At 61.3% G+C, this 17,928-nt stretch carries 20 protein-coding genes; 10 read left to right on the forward strand and 10 right to left on the reverse strand.

Features of this window, described 5'->3' with window-relative positions; translation table 11 throughout:
* The first annotated feature begins 198 nt into the window (after positions 1-198).
* Complete coding sequence (locus tag RE432_RS13510) at positions 199-2,166, forward strand: SurA N-terminal domain-containing protein (RefSeq protein ID WP_310933927.1); 1,968 nt, start codon at positions 199-201, stop codon at positions 2,164-2,166.
* Here RE432_RS13510 and RE432_RS13515 read toward each other — a convergent pair.
* Positions 2,163-2,804, reverse strand: a complete 642-nt coding sequence (locus RE432_RS13515) for an arylesterase (protein ID WP_409079877.1) — start codon at positions 2,802-2,804, stop codon at positions 2,163-2,165. The genes RE432_RS13510 and RE432_RS13515 overlap by 4 nt on opposite strands.
* Positions 2,805-2,826: 22 nt before the next feature.
* On the opposite strand from RE432_RS13515, the gene RE432_RS13520 reads away from it, so the two are divergent.
* The gene (locus RE432_RS13520; protein ID WP_310933928.1) at positions 2,827-3,498 is read left to right on the forward strand and encodes an ABC transporter ATP-binding protein; all 672 of its coding nucleotides are present in this window, start codon (positions 2,827-2,829) and stop codon (positions 3,496-3,498) included.
* Positions 3,499-3,505: 7 nt separating this feature from the next.
* On the opposite strand, the gene RE432_RS13525 is transcribed toward RE432_RS13520, so the two are convergent.
* From RE432_RS13525 to RE432_RS13535, 3 genes are read right to left on the reverse strand one after another with little or no spacing between them, the layout of a single operon-like run.
* Positions 3,506-4,807, reverse strand: coding sequence for a TRAP transporter large permease subunit (locus RE432_RS13525; protein WP_310933929.1), 1,302 nt, complete (start codon positions 4,805-4,807; stop codon positions 3,506-3,508).
* A complete protein-coding gene (locus tag RE432_RS13530) occupies positions 4,800-5,306 on the reverse strand; it encodes a TRAP transporter small permease (RefSeq protein ID WP_310933930.1) in 507 nt (168 codons plus the stop codon). The genes RE432_RS13525 and RE432_RS13530 overlap by 8 nt, the downstream gene beginning before the upstream one ends.
* A 2-nt stretch (positions 5,307-5,308) precedes the next feature.
* Positions 5,309-6,286: a TRAP transporter substrate-binding protein gene (locus RE432_RS13535; protein WP_310933931.1), complete on the reverse strand. Its 978-nt coding sequence runs from the start codon at positions 6,284-6,286 to the stop codon at positions 5,309-5,311.
* A gap of 206 nt (positions 6,287-6,492) precedes the next feature.
* Between RE432_RS13535 and RE432_RS13540 the strand changes: the two genes are divergently transcribed.
* From RE432_RS13540 to RE432_RS13550, 3 genes are read left to right on the forward strand one after another with little or no spacing between them, the layout of a single operon-like run.
* Positions 6,493-7,335 carry a peptidoglycan DD-metalloendopeptidase family protein gene (locus RE432_RS13540; RefSeq protein ID WP_310933932.1) on the forward strand — a complete coding sequence of 281 codons (843 nt, stop codon included), beginning with the start codon at positions 6,493-6,495 and terminating at the stop codon, positions 7,333-7,335.
* A 20-nt stretch (positions 7,336-7,355) separates the two neighbouring features.
* Entirely contained in the window at positions 7,356-8,036 is a 681-nt protein-coding gene (locus RE432_RS13545; protein ID WP_310933933.1) for an AzlC family ABC transporter permease, read from the forward strand.
* A 57-nt stretch (positions 8,037-8,093) separates the two neighbouring features.
* Positions 8,094-8,435 carry an AzlD domain-containing protein gene (locus tag RE432_RS13550; RefSeq protein WP_310933934.1) on the forward strand — a complete coding sequence of 114 codons (342 nt, stop codon included), beginning with the start codon at positions 8,094-8,096 and terminating at the stop codon, positions 8,433-8,435.
* 16 nt (positions 8,436-8,451) lie between these two features.
* Here the strand turns inward: RE432_RS13550 and RE432_RS13555 are convergent, their stop codons facing one another.
* From RE432_RS13555 to xth, 6 genes are all read right to left on the reverse strand, one after another.
* Positions 8,452-10,725, reverse strand: coding sequence for a bifunctional (p)ppGpp synthetase/guanosine-3',5'-bis(diphosphate) 3'-pyrophosphohydrolase (locus RE432_RS13555; RefSeq protein WP_310933935.1), 2,274 nt, complete (start codon positions 10,723-10,725; stop codon positions 8,452-8,454).
* 15 nt (positions 10,726-10,740) lie between these two features.
* A complete protein-coding gene (gene rpoZ / locus RE432_RS13560; RefSeq protein ID WP_310933936.1) occupies positions 10,741-10,944 on the reverse strand; it encodes a DNA-directed RNA polymerase subunit omega in 204 nt (67 codons plus the stop codon).
* A gap of 31 nt (positions 10,945-10,975) precedes the next feature.
* The gene (gene gmk, locus RE432_RS13565) at positions 10,976-11,611 is read right to left on the reverse strand and encodes a guanylate kinase (RefSeq protein WP_310933937.1); all 636 of its coding nucleotides are present in this window, start codon (positions 11,609-11,611) and stop codon (positions 10,976-10,978) included.
* 61 nt (positions 11,612-11,672) lie between these two features.
* Positions 11,673-12,008, reverse strand: a complete 336-nt coding sequence (locus RE432_RS13570) for a hypothetical protein (RefSeq protein ID WP_310933938.1) — start codon at positions 12,006-12,008, stop codon at positions 11,673-11,675.
* Positions 11,968-12,639 (reverse strand): methyltransferase domain-containing protein, encoded by a 672-nt coding sequence (locus tag RE432_RS13575; protein ID WP_310933939.1) that lies wholly within the window; start codon positions 12,637-12,639, stop codon positions 11,968-11,970. The genes RE432_RS13570 and RE432_RS13575 overlap by 41 nt, the downstream gene beginning before the upstream one ends.
* A gap of 74 nt (positions 12,640-12,713) precedes the next feature.
* Positions 12,714-13,502: an exodeoxyribonuclease III gene (xth, locus tag RE432_RS13580; protein ID WP_310933940.1), complete on the reverse strand. Its 789-nt coding sequence runs from the start codon at positions 13,500-13,502 to the stop codon at positions 12,714-12,716.
* A gap of 116 nt (positions 13,503-13,618) precedes the next feature.
* On the opposite strand from xth, the gene RE432_RS13585 reads away from it, so the two are divergent.
* From RE432_RS13585 to RE432_RS13605, 5 genes are all read left to right on the forward strand, one after another.
* Complete coding sequence (locus RE432_RS13585; protein ID WP_310933941.1) at positions 13,619-13,765, forward strand: hypothetical protein; 147 nt, start codon at positions 13,619-13,621, stop codon at positions 13,763-13,765.
* A 120-nt stretch (positions 13,766-13,885) separates the two neighbouring features.
* Positions 13,886-15,067: an acetyl-CoA C-acyltransferase family protein gene (locus RE432_RS13590; RefSeq protein ID WP_310933942.1), complete on the forward strand. Its 1,182-nt coding sequence runs from the start codon at positions 13,886-13,888 to the stop codon at positions 15,065-15,067.
* Complete coding sequence (locus RE432_RS13595) at positions 15,060-15,827, forward strand: spermidine synthase (protein WP_310933943.1); 768 nt, start codon at positions 15,060-15,062, stop codon at positions 15,825-15,827. The genes RE432_RS13590 and RE432_RS13595 overlap by 8 nt, the downstream gene beginning before the upstream one ends.
* A 140-nt stretch (positions 15,828-15,967) precedes the next feature.
* Positions 15,968-16,936, forward strand: a complete 969-nt coding sequence (locus RE432_RS13600; RefSeq protein WP_310933944.1) for an ABC transporter substrate-binding protein — start codon at positions 15,968-15,970, stop codon at positions 16,934-16,936.
* Between the two features lie 100 nt (positions 16,937-17,036).
* Positions 17,037-17,927 (forward strand): ABC transporter permease, encoded by an 891-nt coding sequence (locus RE432_RS13605; RefSeq protein ID WP_310933945.1) that lies wholly within the window; start codon positions 17,037-17,039, stop codon positions 17,925-17,927.
* The last annotated feature ends 1 nt before the right edge of the window (position 17,928 follow it).

Genomic DNA, 17,928 nt, shown 5'->3' on the forward strand with positions numbered 1-17,928 from the left:
GTGCGCCTTGAATGGACTTATTCAAGGTTTCCACGGTATTTTATCGTCGGCCTTGTCTATCGCGGGACAAGGGTGGTGGTAAACTGCGTAAAATTTTAGTGTTCAGCTCGGGTTTTTATAATTTTGGCGATTCTTATCGCCTTTTTTGATGTAACCGTCGTGCAGTCCTGTTACGGGCTGTATGTCAGTGAGTGATTAATGTTCGATTTTATCCGTACGCATCAACGCTTGATGCAACTGGTTCTGCTGGTGTTGATTCTGCCGTCCTTCGTTCTGATCGGCGTGAGCGGCTACACCAATTACGTGTCGGGCGATCACGACATCGTAACGCTGGCCGGCACATCCATCACGCAGCAGGAATTTGACCAGGCGCGCCGCAATCAGTTGCAGCAGCTGCAGCAGAACAGCCAAGGCGGTTTCGATCCGGCCATTCTGGACAATCCCGCCGCGCGCAGCGCGCTGCTCGAATCGCTGATAGACCGCCGCGTCCTGGTCGAGACGGCAAGAAAAGAGCGCTTCAGCGTGTCGGACGCCACCTTGCGCCAGACGATTGCGGCCATGCCGCAACTACAGGTCGATGGCCGTTTTTCCGCTGAGCGCTATAACGAGGTGCTGGCGTCGGCCGGCCTGACGACCCGCGACTTCGAACAGAGCCAGCGCGGCGAACTCGCGCTCAACCGGGTCCTGGGGCCTGTGGCGGCGACGGCAACGGTTCCGGCCATGGTGGCCGACCAGCTCAAGCGTGCGCTGACAGAGCAGCGGACGGTCCGCCTGCTGGCCTACCCGGCCAGCGAGCACGAGAATTCAATCACGATTTCCGATGCCGATATCCAGGCCTGGTACGACGCCAACAAGCAAAGCCTTGAGCTGCCCGAGCAAGTCAGTGTGCAGTACCTGCTGCTGAACGAAGCCGCGGCCATGGAAAACCTGCCCGAAGTCAGCGACGAGGAACTGCAGAAGTACTACGAGCAGAACAAGGCACGCTACGTCCAGCCGTCCCGCGTCAACATCAGTCATATTCAGATCAATATTCCGGCTGGCGCCACCGAAGCGCAGCGTCAGGAAGCGCACGCCAAGGCGGAAGCCGTGGCCGCGCAGGCCCAAGCCGACAAAGCGGCTTTTGCCGAGCTGGCCAGTAAAGAATCCCAGGACGCCGGCACGGCCAAAGAGGGCGGCAAGCTTGGCTGGATCACCAAAGGTTCCTGGCCCGCCAATCTTGAACAGGTGATCTTTGCGCTTGGCGCGGGGGATGTCTCCAAGGTCGTGGAAGGCCCTGGCGGCTATCACATATTCCAGGCCAATGAAGTCCAGCCTGAAAAAGGGGAGTCGTTCGAAGAGGCCAAGGCCAAGGTCCAGGCCGAGGTGCAGCGCCAGTTGGGCGCGGACCGGTATGCCGATATGGCCACCAAGCTGACCAGCCTGGTCTACGACAACCCTACCAGCCTGCAGCCTGCCGCCGACGAACTGGGCTTGAAGGTGAGCTCGGCCGCGGGCATTACGCGCGATCATCTGCTTGCCTCTGACGAGGTGCCGGCCAATGCCGCCTCAAGCAGCGCGGATGCCGCCCTGCTTGACGACGTGCGTGTCCGCCGCGCGCTGTTCACGCCCCAGGTCCTGAACGAAAAACAGAACTCGGGGGTCATCGAGATTTCACCCGACACCATGATGGTCGTCCGTGTCGATACGGTCACGCCCGCGCATGTTCCCGAACTGGCGCAGGTATCGGACCATATCACCGAACAGTTGAAAGCGGAACGGGCACTGGCCGCTGCCGAACAGGCAGGCCAGGCCGCGCTGGCCGGATTCCAGCAACTGGATGCCGCGCAGGTGCCGGATGCGTTCGGAACGCCTTTGGATATCAGCCGCATCGACCCGCAGGGCCTGGACAAATCGGTGGCGGATGCCGCCTTCTCGGCGCCGGCCGGCACGCTGCCGGTCTACACCGGCGTCAAGGGCCCGCAGGGCTATGTGGTGGTCCGCGTGGAAGGCGTCAAGCAGGGCGAAACCGACAATCCCCTGTTGGCTTCCTTGCCGATCGAATTGAACCAGGCCTGGGGCCAGGCTGAAGAACAGGCTGTGCTGCAGGCCATGCGCACCCAGGCCGAGGTCACCCTGTTGCCGGAGGCGCAGCAAGCGCTGTCCGGCGATGCCGAAGACCGGAACTAACCGCCTTGGCGGGCGGGCTGGGGCGCAATCATAGGCCCCAGTTGTTCCCATACGTTGTCGGCCAAGATGGGCTGGGCTTGCTCGTTGGGGTGGATGCCGTCGGCCTGGAACAGATTTCGATCGGCCGCCATCCCTTCCATCAGGAAGGGCGCCAACTGCGTATTGTGCCGGCTGGCCAGCCGCGGGAAAAGCGCCTGGAATTGTTCAGCGTACTGGCGCCCATAGTTGGGCGGTATCTGCATGCCCAGCAGCAGTACCCGCGCCTGCGCTTCTTGCGACAGCGAGATCATCTTCGACAGGTTGTCTTCCGTTGCGCCGAGCGATAAGCCGCGCAGGGCGTCGTTGGCGCCCAGTTCGATAATCACGATGTCAGGCTGGTGTTCAGACAGCGCCGCGGGAAGACGGCTGACACCGCCGCTGCTGGTGTCGCCGCTGATGCTGGTATTGCGTATCTGGTAAGCTGCGTTTTCCGAGCGCAGGCGTTGTTCGATCAGCGCAACCCAGCCCGATCCGCGCTGCAAACCGTATTCAGCCGATAAACTATCGCCCACCACCAGTATCACTGGCTTCCGATTGCTGGTTGGCGTGTCCGCCCAGGCCAATGTGCCTGACCATTGAAATCCGCAAAGCAGCGCCATCGTCAAACCGCGGCGTATCCATATGAACATGATCCATTCCATTGAAGTTAAGCAACTATGCCAGCGTGTCGTCGATTCGTCCGGCGTACTGGATATTTTAGACAAGGTCAGTTTCACGGTGGATGCAGGCGAGGCCCTGGCCATTACCGGCAGCTCCGGATCGGGTAAATCGACCCTGCTTGGACTGCTGGCGGGCCTGGATGTTCCCAGTTCAGGCCAGGTCCTGTTATTTGGCCACGATCTGTTCTCGCTGGATGAGGAGGCCAGGGCGGCGCTGCGCGCGGCGCATGTGGGTTTCGTGTTCCAGTCGTTTCAATTGCTGCCCAATCTGACCGCCCTGGAAAACGTGATGCTGCCGCTGGAGCTGGCCGGCCAGCCGGCGCTGGACGAGGCCAAGGCCATGCTGGAGCGCGTGGGCCTGGGCGAGCGCCTGCATCATTATCCCAAGACGCTGTCCGGCGGCGAGCAGCAGCGCGTGTCGCTGGCGCGCGCTTTCGTGGTCAAGCCCAGGCTGTTGCTGGCCGACGAGCCCACGGGCAGCCTGGATACCCAGAATGGCGCCCGGGTCATCGAACTGATGTTTGACTTGCTGCAAGAGCAGAATGCGACGCTGGTGATGGTGACGCACGATCTGCAGCTGGCCGCCTTGTGCCAGCGCGAATTGCGTTTGTCAGGCGGGCGGGTAGCCGCCTGACATCACGCTACATTTTCATGTTTTGAGGAAGCCAGGTGGCGATTTCGGGGGCGGCGTACAGGATCAGCACACCCGCTATCATGAGCAGGAACATGGGGGACGACACCCGCGCAAGATAGGGCAGTTCTTTTTTGGTCATCCCCGAAAGCACGAACAGGTTGAAGCCAACGGGCGGCGTGATTTGCGCCATTTCAATGACGAAGACCAGGAAGATGCCGAACCAGATCAGGTCGATGCCTGCGGACGTCACGGTGGGCAGCAAGATGCCCATGGTCAGCACCACGATGGAAATGCCGTCGAGAAAGCAGCCCAGAACAATAAAGAACACCATCAAGGCCACGATCAGGCCGAATTGCGACAGGCCCAAAGAGGATATCCATTCGGCCAGTGCGCGAGGCAGGCCGATATAGCCCATGGATAGCGTCAGGAACTGCGCGCCCGCCAGAATAAGGGCGATCATGCAATACAGCCGCGTTGCCCCCATCAGCGATTCCTTGAATACAGGCCAGCTCAGGGAACCCTGGGTGGCCGACAGGATCAGGGCGCCGATGACGCCGACGGCCGCCGCTTCGGTGGCCGTGGCGAAACCGGTATAGATGGTGCCCAGTACGATGCCGATCAGGACGACGACGGGGATCAGATGCCGGGATTGGTGGATTTTCTGGCCGAAGCTTAAGCGGCGGTCCGCTTCGGGGATTTTGCCGGGGTGAAGCAAGGCCCAAATGGCAATGTAGCCCATGAACAGGCCGGCCAGCAGCATGCCGGGCAGGATGCCGGCAATAAAGAGCTTGGAAATGGACACATCGGCCGCCACCCCATACACAATCATGATGATAGAGGGGGGAATGAGCAGGCCCAGCGTGCCGGCGCCCGCCAGGGTGCCGATGATCTGGTCTTGCGGGTATCCGCGGCGCGTGAGCTCGGGGATGGTCATTTTGCCTATCGTGGCGCAGGTGGCGGCCGACGAGCCCGAGACGGCGGCAAAAATCGCGCAGCCCACCACATTGGTGTGCAGCAGCCGGCCGGGGATGCGGTCCAGCCAGGGCGCCAGGCCTTTGAACAGGTCTTGGGACAGGCGGGAACGGAACAGGATTTCCCCCATCCAGAGGAACAGGGGAAGGGCGGTGAGCGTCCAGCTGGACGAGGCGCCCCAGATGGTGATGGCCATGGCATCGCCCGCGGGGCGGCTGGAAAACAGCTCCATGCCCAGCCAGGCCGTGCCTGCCAGGGTCAGGCCCACCCACACGCCGCAGGCCAGGAATCCAAAGATGGAAACGACCAGCATGGTAATGACCAGTGCTTCATTCATAATGTGTTTCTTCGCTGTGGGCGGTTTCAGGGATGCCTTTGACGCGGCGGATGGTTTCATCCACGACGGCAATGAAGAAAATCAGCGAACCCACGGCCATGGCGATTTGCGGAATCCACAGAGGCGTGGCATCGTCGCTGGTGGAGATATCGTTATAGGCGTAAGAGTCGAGCACCAGCTTGAAACTGAACCAGCACAGGTTTCCGACAATCAGGCAGGCGACCAGCAGGGCGAAGATATCGAGTCGCATCCTGCCTTTGGACGGCAAGGCCGACAGCACCAGCGTGACGCGGATGTGTTCGCCGCTCTTGAAGGTATGGGCCAATGCCAGGAAGCCGGCCGCTGCCATCGAGTAGCCCGCATAGGCATCCAGCCCGCCTATGTGCACACCCAACTGGCGGGTGGCGATGGACAGGGTCACCGCCACCAGTACGCCGACCGTGAAAATGGCGGCCAGGCCGCCACTGACAAGATAAAGCTTGTCCAGAAAGCGGCGCATGCTTAGTTGCCGGCTTTGTACGTATCGATGACTTTCTGGCCATCAGGGCCGGCGCGCTTGATCCATTCGGCCAGCATGGTGTCGCCCACCTTGTCCATGCCGCTCATGAGCTCATCGCTGGGCTTGACGATATCCATGCCGTTTTCAGCCAGCTTGTCCAGATACCACTGGGTTTTTTCCTTGGACAGGGCCCAGCCGCGTTTCTCGGCTTCCTCGCCGGCCTGCAGCAAGGCCTTCTTGCTGTTGTCGTCAAGGCTGTCGAACGCTTTCTTGTTGACGATCACGGCATTTTTGGGCAGCCAGGCCTGCGTGTCGTAGAACTTCTTGATGTATTCATAGACCTTGGTGTCCCAGCCTGTGGAGCCCGACGTCATGAAGGCTTCGACCACACCGGTGGCCATGGCCTGGGCCAGCTCCGATTGCTGGATGGTGACCGGCTGGGCGCCCACCAGTTCGGCAATGCGCGCCGTCACGGGACTGTAGGCGCGCCACTTCAGGCCTTTCAGGTCATCGACGGTTTTGATGTCTTTGTTGGCGTAAATGCCCTGGGGCGGCCAGGCCACGGTGTACAGCAGAGTCATGCCTTGCGACTCGAGCTTCTTGTTCAGGAGTTCTTTTTGCGCCTGATACAGCTTCCACGAGGCGTCGTAGCCGGTAGCCAGGAAAGGCAGGCCGTCAAGCGCATAGATGGGGTCCTCGTTGGCATAGTTGGTCAGCAGGATTTCGCCGATCTGGGCCTGGTTGCCCTGAACCGCGCGCTTGATCTCGGGCGCCTTGTACAGCGATGCGTTGTTGTGCAGCGTGATCTGAAGCTCGCCATTGGACAGCTTGCTGACATCCTTGACGAATTGCTCCAGGTTTTCGGTGTGCAGATTCGAAGCGGGATAGGCGCTGGGAAGATCCCATTTGGTGGCAGCTTGAACGTTAAGCGCCAAAACCGCGGCGCCGGTCGCGGTAAGCAAAGCGAGCGTCTTCTTCATGGGGGATATCCTTAGGTTGAAGTGCGTGGACTGAAGCAGCAATATTGTTGGTATATTTTTTGAAACACAGATGTTGCTGGATTGTAGTGTGGGATTCCGGCGGCACCGCCTGCAAATGGGTAATTTAGGGGTAATTCCTAGGAGAAGGTTTGCTTCAAGGCGGTCAAGTGCGCTTTAATCGTTTCTTTCGAAGCGATCCTTCCGTCATGCGATTTCACGCCTTATTACTGATGGCGGCCAGCCTGTTGCTGCCGTCCTTGACCTGCGCGCAGGGCTATATCAGCCGCCTGCTGCACCAGCCCGTTCCGGGCGGTGTGGCGGTGGTCGGGCTGGGGGCTGCCGAGCAGGTGCCGCAGGTTTTCTACAAGAAGGACCGCGTCATGGTCGTGCGCGATAGCGACCAGGCCTGGATCGCCATCGTGGGCATAGATCTGAAAACGGCGCCGGGCGCGCAGACCTTGCAAGTCAAAAGCAGCCAGGGCGATCGCACGATGGATTTCCAGGTGCAAGCCAAGCACTACAAATCCCAGCACATCAAGCTGAAGAACCAGAGCCACGTGACGCCTGATCCGGCCCAGACCAAGCGGTTCGAGCGCGAGTATGCCGAACAGATGAAGGCCTACGCCAACTTCCGCCAGAGCGGGCCCAGCAATGTGTCGCTGGACAAGCCCGTGGAAGGCCGTTTGTCCAGTCCTTTCGGCTTGCGGCGTTTCTTCAACGGCCAAGAGCGCAATGCCCATTCAGGACTGGACTTCGCTGTCCCGGCGGGCACGCCGGTCAAGGCGCCCGCCGACGGGGTCGTGACCATCGTGGCTGATTATTTTTTCAATGGCAAGACGGTCTTCATCGATCACGGGCAAGGCTTCATTACCATGTATTGTCATTTGTCGGCCTTTCAGGTCGAGCAGGGGCAAGAGGTCAAGCGGGGCCAGGTGATCGGCCTGGTCGGCGCCACAGGGCGCGCAACCGGCCCCCATTTGCACTGGAATGTAAGCCTGAACAATACGCGCGTCGATCCCGCCATTTTCATCAACGCCTTCACGCCCTAGACGGGGCGCTTCCGCCACACATGAATTCCGCTTTCTTCAAAGGCCTGGGCGCCAGCCTGTCTATTGCCCTGGGTTATGTTCCCGTGGCCATTTCGTTCGGACTGGCCGCGGTGTATGCCGGCATCCCGCCGGCCATGGCCATCCTGGTTTCCCTGCTGGTCTACGCGGGCGCCAGCCAATTCATTCTGGTGAGCCTGCTGGCGGCCGGCGGGACCGCGGCCAGTATCGTGGGCATCGTCTGGCTGATGAATCTGCGCCACTTCTTCTATGGCCCGGCCCTGCTGTCCAGGTTTGGGTCCGGCACGCGCCGGCTGCCAACGGCCATTCTGGCCGCAGGCCTGACCGATGAGGTCTTTGCCGCCTCGGTCAGCAAACTTGAGCAGCAGCCCGAGCATGAGCGCGAGCTTTGGTACGCAGGCCTGCAGTTGGGGGCCTATGCCGCGTGGGTGGGCGGCACCGCGGTGGGCGCGCTGTTCGGCCATGACTGGATACGCGAATCCGGCATCCTGTCGCAAACGCTGGGTTTCGTGTTGCCTGCGCTGTTCTTTGCATTGCTGCTCGAGATCCGCAAGCTGGTGGCCACGCCGGTGGTGGCCGGCGCCGCGCTGATCACGGCGCTGAGCCTGCTGCTGTTGCCGGTCTATGGCGCGCTGATGGCCGGCATGCTGGGCGGGGCGTGGCTGGCGGCAAGACGGGCCTGATATCAGGCCTGGCCTGCCATCACGCAGATTGAGTGATTGAACGGAGTTTGATCAGCCATGAATACGTCGACCCTGCTGTGGGTGATTGCCTTGAGCGGCGCGGGCACCTTCCTGATCCGCTACCTGCCCATGGCCTGGCAAGAAAAGGGCAAGGGGAAAGGCTGGGGACAGGGGCGGATGCGGCGTGCGCTGGATGCCATTGGGCCGTCGGCCATCGTGGCCTTGCTGGTGGTGTCTTTTTCGGGGCTGGTTTCACCCCAGGCTTTGACGCAAACGGGGCTGCCCGTGATCGCGGGCCTGCTGGGCGTGCTGCTGGGCAAAAAACTGCTGGGGTCCATCGCCTGGGCCACACTTGCCGGCGTCGCCGCGTACGGCCTGGCGCTATGGTTCCTGGCGTAGGCCGGGGCGGGATGGGCTAGCCCTTGAGCCGCACGATTTTCTGCACCTGCGGCACATGCCGGATGGCGCGTATGACCTGAGCCAGATGTTTTCGGCTGTCGACCTGGACGGTCAAGTGCAGCAAGCCGGTGGCGGCGGCATCGTCGGGCATGGTCAGATGCATGATGTTTGAATCGGCGGCGGTGATTTCGGCCGCCAGGCGGCCCAGCACGCCGCGCTCGTTGATGACGGTGACATCCAGCCGGGTCGCCAGGTGACGGGCGGTGTTGGTGTCCCACATGACCGGAATCCAGCGCTCGGGTTCGCGCGCGCGCTGGCGCTGCGCCACCGCGCATTCTTCCATGTGCACGACCAGGCCATGCCCGAGCCGTATGCCGCCGATGATGGCGTCGCCGGGCAAGGGGCCGCAGCAGGGGGCCAACTGGACCGCCTGGCCCTCGTTGCCGTGAATCAGGATGGGCGCATTGGCCGAGGAGGTGAGTTCATCGACGGCGGCCGCCGTGGTGGCCAGGATGGCATTTTCGGGTGCAAAGCGCCTGGCCACCACCGCAGCCAGCCGTTTGCCCAGCCCGATGTCGGCCAGTATTTCTTCACGCGAACTGGCCCCTGAGCTCTTGGCCAGCTTTTCCCATTCAGGGTCGTCCTCAACGGGATGCGGCAAGTGCAACTGGTCAAAGGCCTGGTTCAGCAGGCGCTGGCCGAAAGCCACGGATTCTTCGTACTTGACGGTGCGCAGGTAGTGGCGGATTTCAGACCGGGCGCGGCCGGTGCGCACGTAGTTGAGCCACTGCGTGCTGGGCCGAGAGGCCGGCGACGTGATGATTTCGACGGCGTCCCCGCTTTTAAGCTCTGTGCGCAGCGGTGCGAACTCGCCATTGATCTTGGACGCCACGGCCTGATTGCCGATATCGGTGTGAATGGTATAGGCGAAGTCCACCGGCGTCGCCCCGCGCGGCAGCGAAATGATTTTGCCCTGGGGGGTGAACACGTAGACGGCATCGGGGAAGAGGTCGACCTTGACGTGCTCCAGGAACTCGCCCGAATCGCCCGTCTGGCTTTGTATGTCGAGCAGCGACTGCAGCCACTGGTGCGTGCGCTTTTGCAGGTCGTTGAGCGTGACGTCGTCGTCTTTGTACAGCCAGTGCGAGGCCACGCCTTCTTCGGCGATGTGATCCATGTCGCGCGTACGGAACTGGAACTCGACCGGCGTGCCGTAGGGGCCTACCAGCGTGGTGTGCAGCGATTGATAGCCATTCAGCTTGGGGATGGCGATGTAGTCCTTGAACTTGCCCGGTACCGGACGATACAGCTGGTGCAGGGTGCCCAGCGCCAGATAGCATTCGGGCAGGGTATGCACAATGACCCGGAATCCGTAGATGTCGAGCACGTCGGAAAACGACTTTTTCTGCTCGGTCATCTTGGTGTAGATGCTGTACAGCGATTTTTCGCGGCCGGTGACTTCGGCCTCGATGCCCGCCGCCGGCAGGGCGACGCGCACGGCGTCGGAGATCTTGCCCAGGACTTCCCGGCGATTGCCGCGCGCCGACATCATGGCTTTGTGCAGCACCTGATAGCGGTTCGGGTAGATCGCCTGGAAGCATAGGTCCTGCAGCTCGCGGAACAGGGCGTTCAGGCCCAGGCGATGGGCGATCGGGGTGTAGATTTCCAGGGTCTCGCGGGCGATGCGCCGGCGTTTATCAGGCCCCACGGCGCCCAGGGTGCGCATATTGTGCAGGCGGTCGGCCAGCTTGATGAGAATGACCCGCACATCGCGCGCCATGGCAAGCAGCATCTTGCGGAAGCTTTCGGCTTGCTGCTCTGCCTTGGTGGCGAAGTCGAGCCGGTCCAGCTTGGACAGCCCGTCGACGATCTCGGACACGTCGGCGCCGAACTTTTCGGCAAGTTCCTGCTTGGTAACGCCCTGGTCTTCGATGACGTCGTGCAATAGCGCCGCCATCAGCGAATCGGCGTCCAGCTTCCAGCCGGCGCAGATTTCAGTGACCGTGATGGGGTGCGAGATATAAGGTTCGCCGCTGGCGCGGAATTGGCCCAAATGGGCCTGATCGGCGAAACGGTAGGCTTCCCGGATGCGCTCGACCTCTTTGGGCTCAAGGTACTCGCTGACGATCTTGGTCAGGGGCGCAAGGGATGCAATCGTATTGGGGCCGGCGTCGCCCGGGGGCAGGGCCGCCGGCTGTTTGTTGACAGACTTGCGCCGGCGCAGGCGCGGGCCCTTCTTGAGTACGGCCAGGAGGCCGGACGAAGCACCACGAAGAGCGGAAAACGCCATGGTTGCCCCGGAAAATCAGGTTGGCACTTTGCGCAGCATTTCCAGGCCGGTGACACCCGCGGCAATTTCGCGTAGTGCGGTGACGGTGGGCTTGTCTTTGCTGTCCAGCCGCGGCTCGTGGCCTTGGGCCAGTTCGCGTGCGCGGTAGGTGGCGGCCAGGGTCAGGTTAAAACGGTTGGGAATATGTTCCAGGCAGTCTTCGACAGTGATACGGGCCATGTTTTACCTATGTTTTGGATGGTTGTGAGCGTCAGGCGACAGTTTTGCTGATGCCCAATTGCGAAAAGAGTTCGGTATGACGCACTGCCTGGGTGGCATAGCGCAAGCGTGTTGCGGCGACTATTTGACCAAGTTGCAAAAGTGCGGTGCTAAATTCTTGATTAATAATAACATATTGGCACTCCGAGGCATGCGACATTTCGCTTCCCGCCGCCAGCAGGCGGCGCGAAATGACTTGCGGCGCATCTTGGCCTCGGCTGGTCAGGCGCGATTCCAGGGCGGCGATGGAGGGGGGCAGTATGAATATGCCCACCGCCTGGGGGAAATGCTCGCGCACCTGGCGGGCGCCCTGCCAATCAATTTCAAGCAGGATGTCGCGGCCTTGCGCCAGGGCTTCGTCGATGCGGTCGCGGGGGGTGCCGTAGAAGTTGCCGTGGACCTCGGCCCACTCCAGCAGGGCATCGGCTTCGCGCAGCGCCGTGAACGCGTCGTGGCTGACAAAACGATAGTGCTTGTCGGCTTCCTCTCCGGGGCGGGGCGCCCGGGTGGTGCATGAAATGGACAGGACCAGCGTGGGGTCTTCGGCCAGCAAGGCATTGACCAGGCTGGATTTTCCTGCGCCGCTAGGCGCCACCACCATGAAAATATTGCCGGAGTAAGACGACATGATAAGGATCAAACAATAAATACGAGGAGCGGCAAGAATAGCAAAAGAATGACCGTCCTGGCTAATTCATGTGGTCCGGGCCGGGTTGGCCCAGCGCTTCCAGCGTCTGCTCGTAGGCTTGGGCGTTGCCGCACAGGAAGACGGCGGCGTCGCCCGGATTCATATTGAAGGCGATGTCTTCGATCTGGCTGCGGGATTCGGCGGGGTGGCTGATGGCCGTCACATGCACGTCGCCGTCCTGTTCGAATTGTTCTTTGGGGACAAAGTCGGCGACCAGGTTGATATCGGGCGCGCTGATGACGACATAAGCCCTGAACTGCAAGTCTTCGATGACGACGTCAAGAACCACGCCCTGTTCAAGGGTATCGACAAGATGGCTCAGGGGGGAAAGACTCATGGTGCGTGGGCGGTAGCTTAAGGGTATTGAACGAAAAGGTCGACACTTGGGCAGGCGGTAAATTGGCCCAGACGATTCGCGACCCGATTTGCCGGGCCTGAATATGCTGGCGCCATTTGGGCCGGCGCAAATTGTACGTGAACTGGACGGCGGTGCCGTTGTCTTGCAATAAATACTGCCACTGGCTCAGTATGGATAGCATGACCGGGTCGGGCATCGAGCACAGGGGCAGGCTGGAGACAATGGCGGAAATCCGGGCGCCCGCGGGGATGAGCCGGCATAAGTCGGACGCGTTGCCGTGCACCACATTTACATGGGGAAACCGTTTGCGCAGACGCTGCACGAACAGCGCCGAGTATTCGACGACCAGCAAGCGTTCAGGCGAAATGCCCTGATCCAGCAGCGCTTGGGTGACGACGCCGGTGCCAGGCCCCAGTTCGACGATCAGCCCATCGCGGCAATGCGCCACTTCGCGCGCCATGCGATGGGCCAGAAAGCGTGAACTGGGACAGACCGCACCGATGGTGCTGGGCCGGGCGCAAAACTCCTGGAAAAAATCACCCGGCACCACCTTTTTCAAATACGCCGATACGTGCCTGGCAGGGCCCAGCCTCAACACCCGATGCATCATACATTCCGTCCCGTTGAAAGTTGACTTACGTTAACAGCAGAATCGGGGCGGTGAGTGTCCAGATGTAAGGAATCTTATGGGCGATTGAAATCCAGGATGGCCACGACCGGCGCATGGTCGGAGGGCTGTTCGTTCGCCCTGGGCGACTTGTCGATGATGCAGGCTGCGCAATAGGAACGCAGGGCGTCCGACAGCAGGACATGATCGATGCGCAGGCCGGCATTGCGGCGGAAGGCAAAGCGGCGGTAGTCCCACCAGGTAAAGGCTTTGTCCGCCTGTTCGAATTCGCGGAAGGCGTCCGTCAGCCCAAGCGCCAGCAAGGCATTGAAGGCTGCCCGCTCGGGCTCGGAAACCAGTACATCGCCCACCCATTTGGCGGGATCGTGGACGTCTTCGTCTTTCGGCGCGACGTTGTAGTCGCCCAGAATGGCCAGCCTGGGATAGCGCTGCAGCTCGTCCCGCAGCCAACCGCGCAGGGCCTCGAACCATTTGAGCTTGTATTCGTACTTGTCGCTGCCCACCGCCTGGCCGTTGGGGCAGTAGGCGCTGATGACTCGCACATCACCCGCCGGGCTTGGCAGGGTGATGGCGATGATGCGCTGCTGATGATCGTCGAAGCCAGGTATGTTGCGTTGCACGTCGATGCCGGCTGTCTTGCTGATGATGGCCACGCCGTTATAGGTTTTCTGGCCCAGCCATGCGGCCTGGTATCCCGCCTCGGTAAAGGCATCAAGCGGGAACTTGTCGTCGGTGAGCTTCAGTTCCTGCAGGCACAGGGCGTCCACAGGCGATGTTTCAAGCCAGTCGAGTACCTGCGGCAAACGCACTTTCAGTGAATTGATATTCCATGTTGCTAGCTTCACGTGATTCCTGCTTTATGTAAGTTATTGACGTAATTGGATTTATTTTTCCCAATAGGGTACCCTAAAAGAGTACGAGGGCGCGCGGTGCGCCCTTTGTAATGCAATAGGAGTTCAACATGGCAACTAAACCGACTGCGAAGAAAAGGCAGCCTTTTGTTATTGAACCACTCAATTGGGTCGCCCCGGACGCCCATGGCGATAAAGCGGAAAAGCGCGTCGACGACGCCAAGCAGTCCGCGCCCGAGAAAGACGACCAGAATTAAAACATTCGGCCAAGGTTAAGAAAAGCGGCAGCGCCCAGGCGCTGCCGCTTTCTTTTGGGCAGCGCGTTACTATTCTGTTATCAAGCCACTACTCTTGAAATATTGTCTGGGAGACCGATCATGGAAGATGTTGTCGTAGTTGGAGCATGCCGTACCGCCATTGGCGATTTTGGCGGCGGGTTGAAAGATGTGTCGCCTTGCGAGCTGGGCGCAACGGTTGTGCGGGCCGTGCTGGACCGCAGCAATGTGGCCGGAACCGATGTCGGGCATGTGGTGTTCGGGCATGTCATCAATACCGAGCCGCGCGACATGTATCTGTCTCGCGTCGCATCGGTACAGGCCGGTGTCGGCCACGCTACACCGGCCTTCAACGTCAACCGCCTGTGCGGCTCGGGGCTGCAGGCCATTATTTCCGCCGCGCAGTCGCTGATGCTGGGCGACGCCGAGATCGCTATCGGCGCCGGCGCCGAGAGCATGAGCCGGGCGCCCTATATCGCCCCTGCCCAACGCTGGGGCGCCAGGATGGGCGACAGCGTGCTGCTGGACATGATGACGGGTGCGCTGTCCGATCCCTTCGAAAAAATCCATATGGGCGTGACGGCCGAGAATGTCGCCAAGAAGTTTTCCATTGGCCGCGACGAGCAGGACGCGCTGGCGCTGACCTCGCATCAGCGCGCGGAGGCCGCGATCAAGCAGGGCTATTTCAAGGATCAGATCGTTCCCGTCGTCCAGAAGACGCGGCGCGGGGATGTGGTGTTCGATACCGACGAGCACGTCCGCATGGGCGCTAACGCTGAAAATTTTTCCGGCCTGAAGCCGGTGTTCGTGAAAGAAAACGGCACCGTGACGGCGGGCAATGCCTCGGGGTTGAACGATGGCGCGGGCGCGGTGCTGCTGATGACGGCCCGGCAGGCGCAGGCCCGCGGGGTCGCGCCGCTGGCCCGGCTGGTGGCGTACGGCCACGCCGGGGTCGATCCCCAATACATGGGTATTGGCCCGGTGCCGGCCACCCGCATTGCGCTGGAAAAGGCCGGCCTGAATATCGGGCAGATGGATGTGATCGAGGCCAACGAGGCGTTTGCCGCGCAGGCTTGCGCCGTGGCCAAGGAGCTGGGCATGGACCCCGCCAAGGTCAATCCCAATGGCAGCGGCATCAGCCTGGGGCATCCCATTGGCGCCACCGGCGCCATTATCACGGTCAAGGCGCTGCATGAACTCAATCGCATTCAGGGCCGCTATGCGCTGGTAACGATGTGCATAGGCGGCGGGCAGGGGATCGCTGCAATTTTCGAACGTGTTTAGGGTCGGTCCGTCGCAGGACGATGAACCCAGCTTGTCGGAACTGGACGGCATTCGCTACCTGCATTTTGGTACCGAGTGGGTCCAGGGGGCCATGCGTATCGCCAAGCCCGCCGAGCTTGTGCTGGCCTACACGCAGCAGATGATGGCCTGGCTGCTGTTTCTGGAGCCATCCAGAACCGATGCCGTCGGCATCCTGGGCCTGGGCGCGGGCTCGCTGCTTCGCTACACCCTGAAGCACACGCCCGCCCTGGTTCAAACGGTCGAGTGGAATCCGGCGGTGACCGCAGTGTGCCGCAGTTATTTCCGCTTGCCCGGGACACGCCGTTCCGAGATCGATCACTGCGATGCGGGATTATGGGTTGAGAAAGCGGCCAACGCAGGGCGCTACACCGCCCTGATGGTCGATCTGTACGACGCCCACGCCCAGGGGCCGGTGCGCGATTCGCTGGCCTTTTACCAGGGTTGCCACCGGGTATTGGCCGATACGGGCGTCATGACGGTGAACCTGTTCGGCGAGCATGACAGCTTTGCGCCCAATATCCGGAACATCCACGAGGCTTTCGGCGGGCGCGTGCTCGAACTGCCCGAGATCGATGCCGGAAACCGCATCGTGATCGCGTTCAAGGGGCCCTTGCTGGATGTCACGGCCGGACAGTTCCTGGCGCGCGCCGAAGCCGTGGAGTCGAAGTACGGCTTGCCGGCCCGGCGCTGGGCAAAAGCCTTGCTGTCGCAACGTCCGGGCCGTTCAATATCGGTGTAGCGCGTCATGCTCCGCAGCCATCCCGCCGGCCGCCAGGCTGGCAGGGATATCCCTTGAGGTATTCGGGCTATGATCGCGTTAGACTAACGCCCATCCGCGGTACGGTGCATCGTGCCGCTTGTAAAATTAAGGAGCATCCCATGAGGTTTAGCAATTCCGCGAAACTGGCTTTCGCTGCGGCAGCGGTCCTGGGCGCATTGGCGAGCGCGCCGGTCGCTGCGCAATCGGTGGCGGTCACGTCCATCGTCGAGCATCCGGCCCTTGACTCCATCCGGGATGGCGTCAAGCAGGCCTTGTCCGAAGCCGGCTATACCGAATCCAAAGGGCTGAACTGGCAGTTCCAGACGGCACAGGGCAACACCGCCATCGCTGCGCAAATCGCGCGCAAGTTCGTGGGCGACAAACCCGATGTGATCGTGGCGATCGCGACGCCGTCGGCGCAGGCCGTGGTCGCGGCCACCAAGTCCATCCCCGTGGTGTATTCGGCGGTCACCGATCCCGTCGCGGCGCAACTGGTCAGCGCCATGGCGCCCTCGGGCACCAACGTGACGGGGGTCTCTGACAGCCTGTCGCTCGAAAAACAGGTTGAGCTCATCAAGAAAGCCTTGCCCGAGGCCAAGCGCGTGGGCATGGTCTACAACCCCGGCGAAGCCAATTCCGTGGTGGTGGTCAAGCAAATGCGCGAACTCTTGCCCAAGTCCGGCATGACGCTGGTCGAGGCTACCGCCGCGCGTACCGTCGATGTGGGCGCTGCCGCGCGTAGCCTGGTCGGCAAGGTCGACGTTATCTACACCAACACCGACAACAACGTTGTGTCCGCGTATGAAGCGCTGGTCAAGGTGGGCAACGATGCCAAGATTCCCTTGATCGCATCGGACACCGACAGCGTAAAGCGCGGCGCCATCGCCGCTTTGGGTGTCAACTACAAGGACTTGGGCCTGCAAACCGGTAAAATGGTCATCAAGATCCTGAAAGGCGAACAGCCCGGCAACATCGCGTCCGAAACCAGCGACAAGCTCGAACTCTACGTCAATCCGGCTGCCGCCGAGAAGCAGGGCGTCACGCTGTCGGAAGACTTCGTCAAGTCGGCGACGCAGGTTGTCGAGTAAAATCGCGCCGCTTGTCGGTTGACACAGCCGCACAGACAAAGCAGGCGGGTTGTTGCCAACAACCTGCCTGTTTCTTTTTTGGTTTCCACTGGCTAGATTAATGTCTATTTATTCTTTATGGGGCGCGCTCGAGATAGGCCTGATTTTCGGCCTCGTTGCATTGGGCGTGTTCATTTCCTTCCGGATACTGCGCTTTCCCGACCTGACCGTGGATGGCAGCTTTCCCCTGGGCGGCGCTGTGGCCGCCACCCTGATCAGCGCGGGGATGGACCCTTTCACTGCGACCCTGCTGGCTACGTTTTCAGGCGCGGTGGCGGGGATGATCACGGGCTGGTTGAACGTCAAGCTCAAGATCATGGACCTGTTGGCCAGCATCCTGATGATGATCGCCCTGTACTCGATCAACCTGCGCATCATGGGCCGGCCCAATGTGCCGCTTATTTCCGAGCCCACGGTCTTCACCTACCTGCAGCCGGACGGGATCAGCGACTATATTGTCCGCCCGCTGATTCTGCTGGTGCTGGTGATTGTCATCAAGTTCGCGCTTGACTGGTACTTTGCGACCAAGACCGGGCTGGCCATGCGGGCCACCGGCTCCAATCCGCGCATGGCGCGTTCGCAGGGTGTGGCGACGGGCAGCCGGATACTGGCCGGCATGGCCATTTCCAATGCGCTGTGCGCGCTGGCGGGCGCCCTGTTTGCGCAATCGCAGGGCGGCGCTGATATTTCCATGGGCATAGGCACCATTGTCATCGGCCTGGCCGCGGTCATCGTGGGGGAAAGCATCATGCCGTCGCGCCGGATGGTGGTGCTGACCTTGGCGGTGATCGTGGGGGCGGTGCTTTACCGCTTCTTTATCGCGCTGGCGCTTAATGCCGACTTCATCGGGCTGATGGCGCAAGACCTGAACCTGGTGACGGCGGTGCTGGTCACGATCGCGCTGGTGATTCCCTTGCTCAAGCAGCGCCTGCGCGGCAAAGGAGGGCGCTGAC

It is taken from the genome of Pusillimonas sp. SM2304 (assembly GCF_031628915.1).
Taxonomy (GTDB): domain Bacteria; phylum Pseudomonadota; class Gammaproteobacteria; order Burkholderiales; family Burkholderiaceae_B; genus Pusillimonas_C.

Excerpts from the sequence above, each read along its gene's own strand:
- RE432_RS13590 (WP_310933942.1), top strand. The coding sequence starts at position 13,886 with ATGGAAGATGTTGTCGTAGTTGGAGCATGCCGTACCGCCATTGGCGAT.
- rpoZ (WP_310933936.1), bottom strand. The coding sequence starts at position 10,944 with ATGGCCCGTATCACTGTCGAAGACTGCCTGGAACATATTCCCAACCGT.
- RE432_RS13525 (WP_310933929.1), bottom strand. The coding sequence starts at position 4,807 with ATGAATGAAGCACTGGTCATTACCATGCTGGTCGTTTCCATCTTTGGA.
- RE432_RS13545 (WP_310933933.1), top strand. The coding sequence starts at position 7,356 with ATGAATTCCGCTTTCTTCAAAGGCCTGGGCGCCAGCCTGTCTATTGCC.
- RE432_RS13575 (WP_310933939.1), bottom strand. The coding sequence starts at position 12,639 with ATGATGCATCGGGTGTTGAGGCTGGGCCCTGCCAGGCACGTATCGGCG.
- RE432_RS13555 (WP_310933935.1), bottom strand. The coding sequence starts at position 10,725 with ATGGCGTTTTCCGCTCTTCGTGGTGCTTCGTCCGGCCTCCTGGCCGTA.
- RE432_RS13550 (WP_310933934.1), top strand. The coding sequence starts at position 8,094 with ATGAATACGTCGACCCTGCTGTGGGTGATTGCCTTGAGCGGCGCGGGC.
- RE432_RS13540 (WP_310933932.1), top strand. The coding sequence starts at position 6,493 with ATGCGATTTCACGCCTTATTACTGATGGCGGCCAGCCTGTTGCTGCCG.
- RE432_RS13570 (WP_310933938.1), bottom strand. The coding sequence starts at position 12,008 with ATGAGTCTTTCCCCCCTGAGCCATCTTGTCGATACCCTTGAACAGGGC.
- RE432_RS13585 (WP_310933941.1), top strand. The coding sequence starts at position 13,619 with ATGGCAACTAAACCGACTGCGAAGAAAAGGCAGCCTTTTGTTATTGAA.
- RE432_RS13600 (WP_310933944.1), top strand. The coding sequence starts at position 15,968 with ATGAGGTTTAGCAATTCCGCGAAACTGGCTTTCGCTGCGGCAGCGGTC.
- RE432_RS13605 (WP_310933945.1), top strand. The coding sequence starts at position 17,037 with ATGTCTATTTATTCTTTATGGGGCGCGCTCGAGATAGGCCTGATTTTC.
- RE432_RS13535 (WP_310933931.1), bottom strand. The coding sequence starts at position 6,286 with ATGAAGAAGACGCTCGCTTTGCTTACCGCGACCGGCGCCGCGGTTTTG.
- RE432_RS13520 (WP_310933928.1), top strand. The coding sequence starts at position 2,827 with ATGAACATGATCCATTCCATTGAAGTTAAGCAACTATGCCAGCGTGTC.
- gmk (WP_310933937.1), bottom strand. The coding sequence starts at position 11,611 with ATGTCGTCTTACTCCGGCAATATTTTCATGGTGGTGGCGCCTAGCGGC.
- RE432_RS13515 (WP_409079877.1), bottom strand. The coding sequence starts at position 2,804 with ATGGCGCTGCTTTGCGGATTTCAATGGTCAGGCACATTGGCCTGGGCG.
- RE432_RS13510 (WP_310933927.1), top strand. The coding sequence starts at position 199 with ATGTTCGATTTTATCCGTACGCATCAACGCTTGATGCAACTGGTTCTG.
- RE432_RS13530 (WP_310933930.1), bottom strand. The coding sequence starts at position 5,306 with ATGCGCCGCTTTCTGGACAAGCTTTATCTTGTCAGTGGCGGCCTGGCC.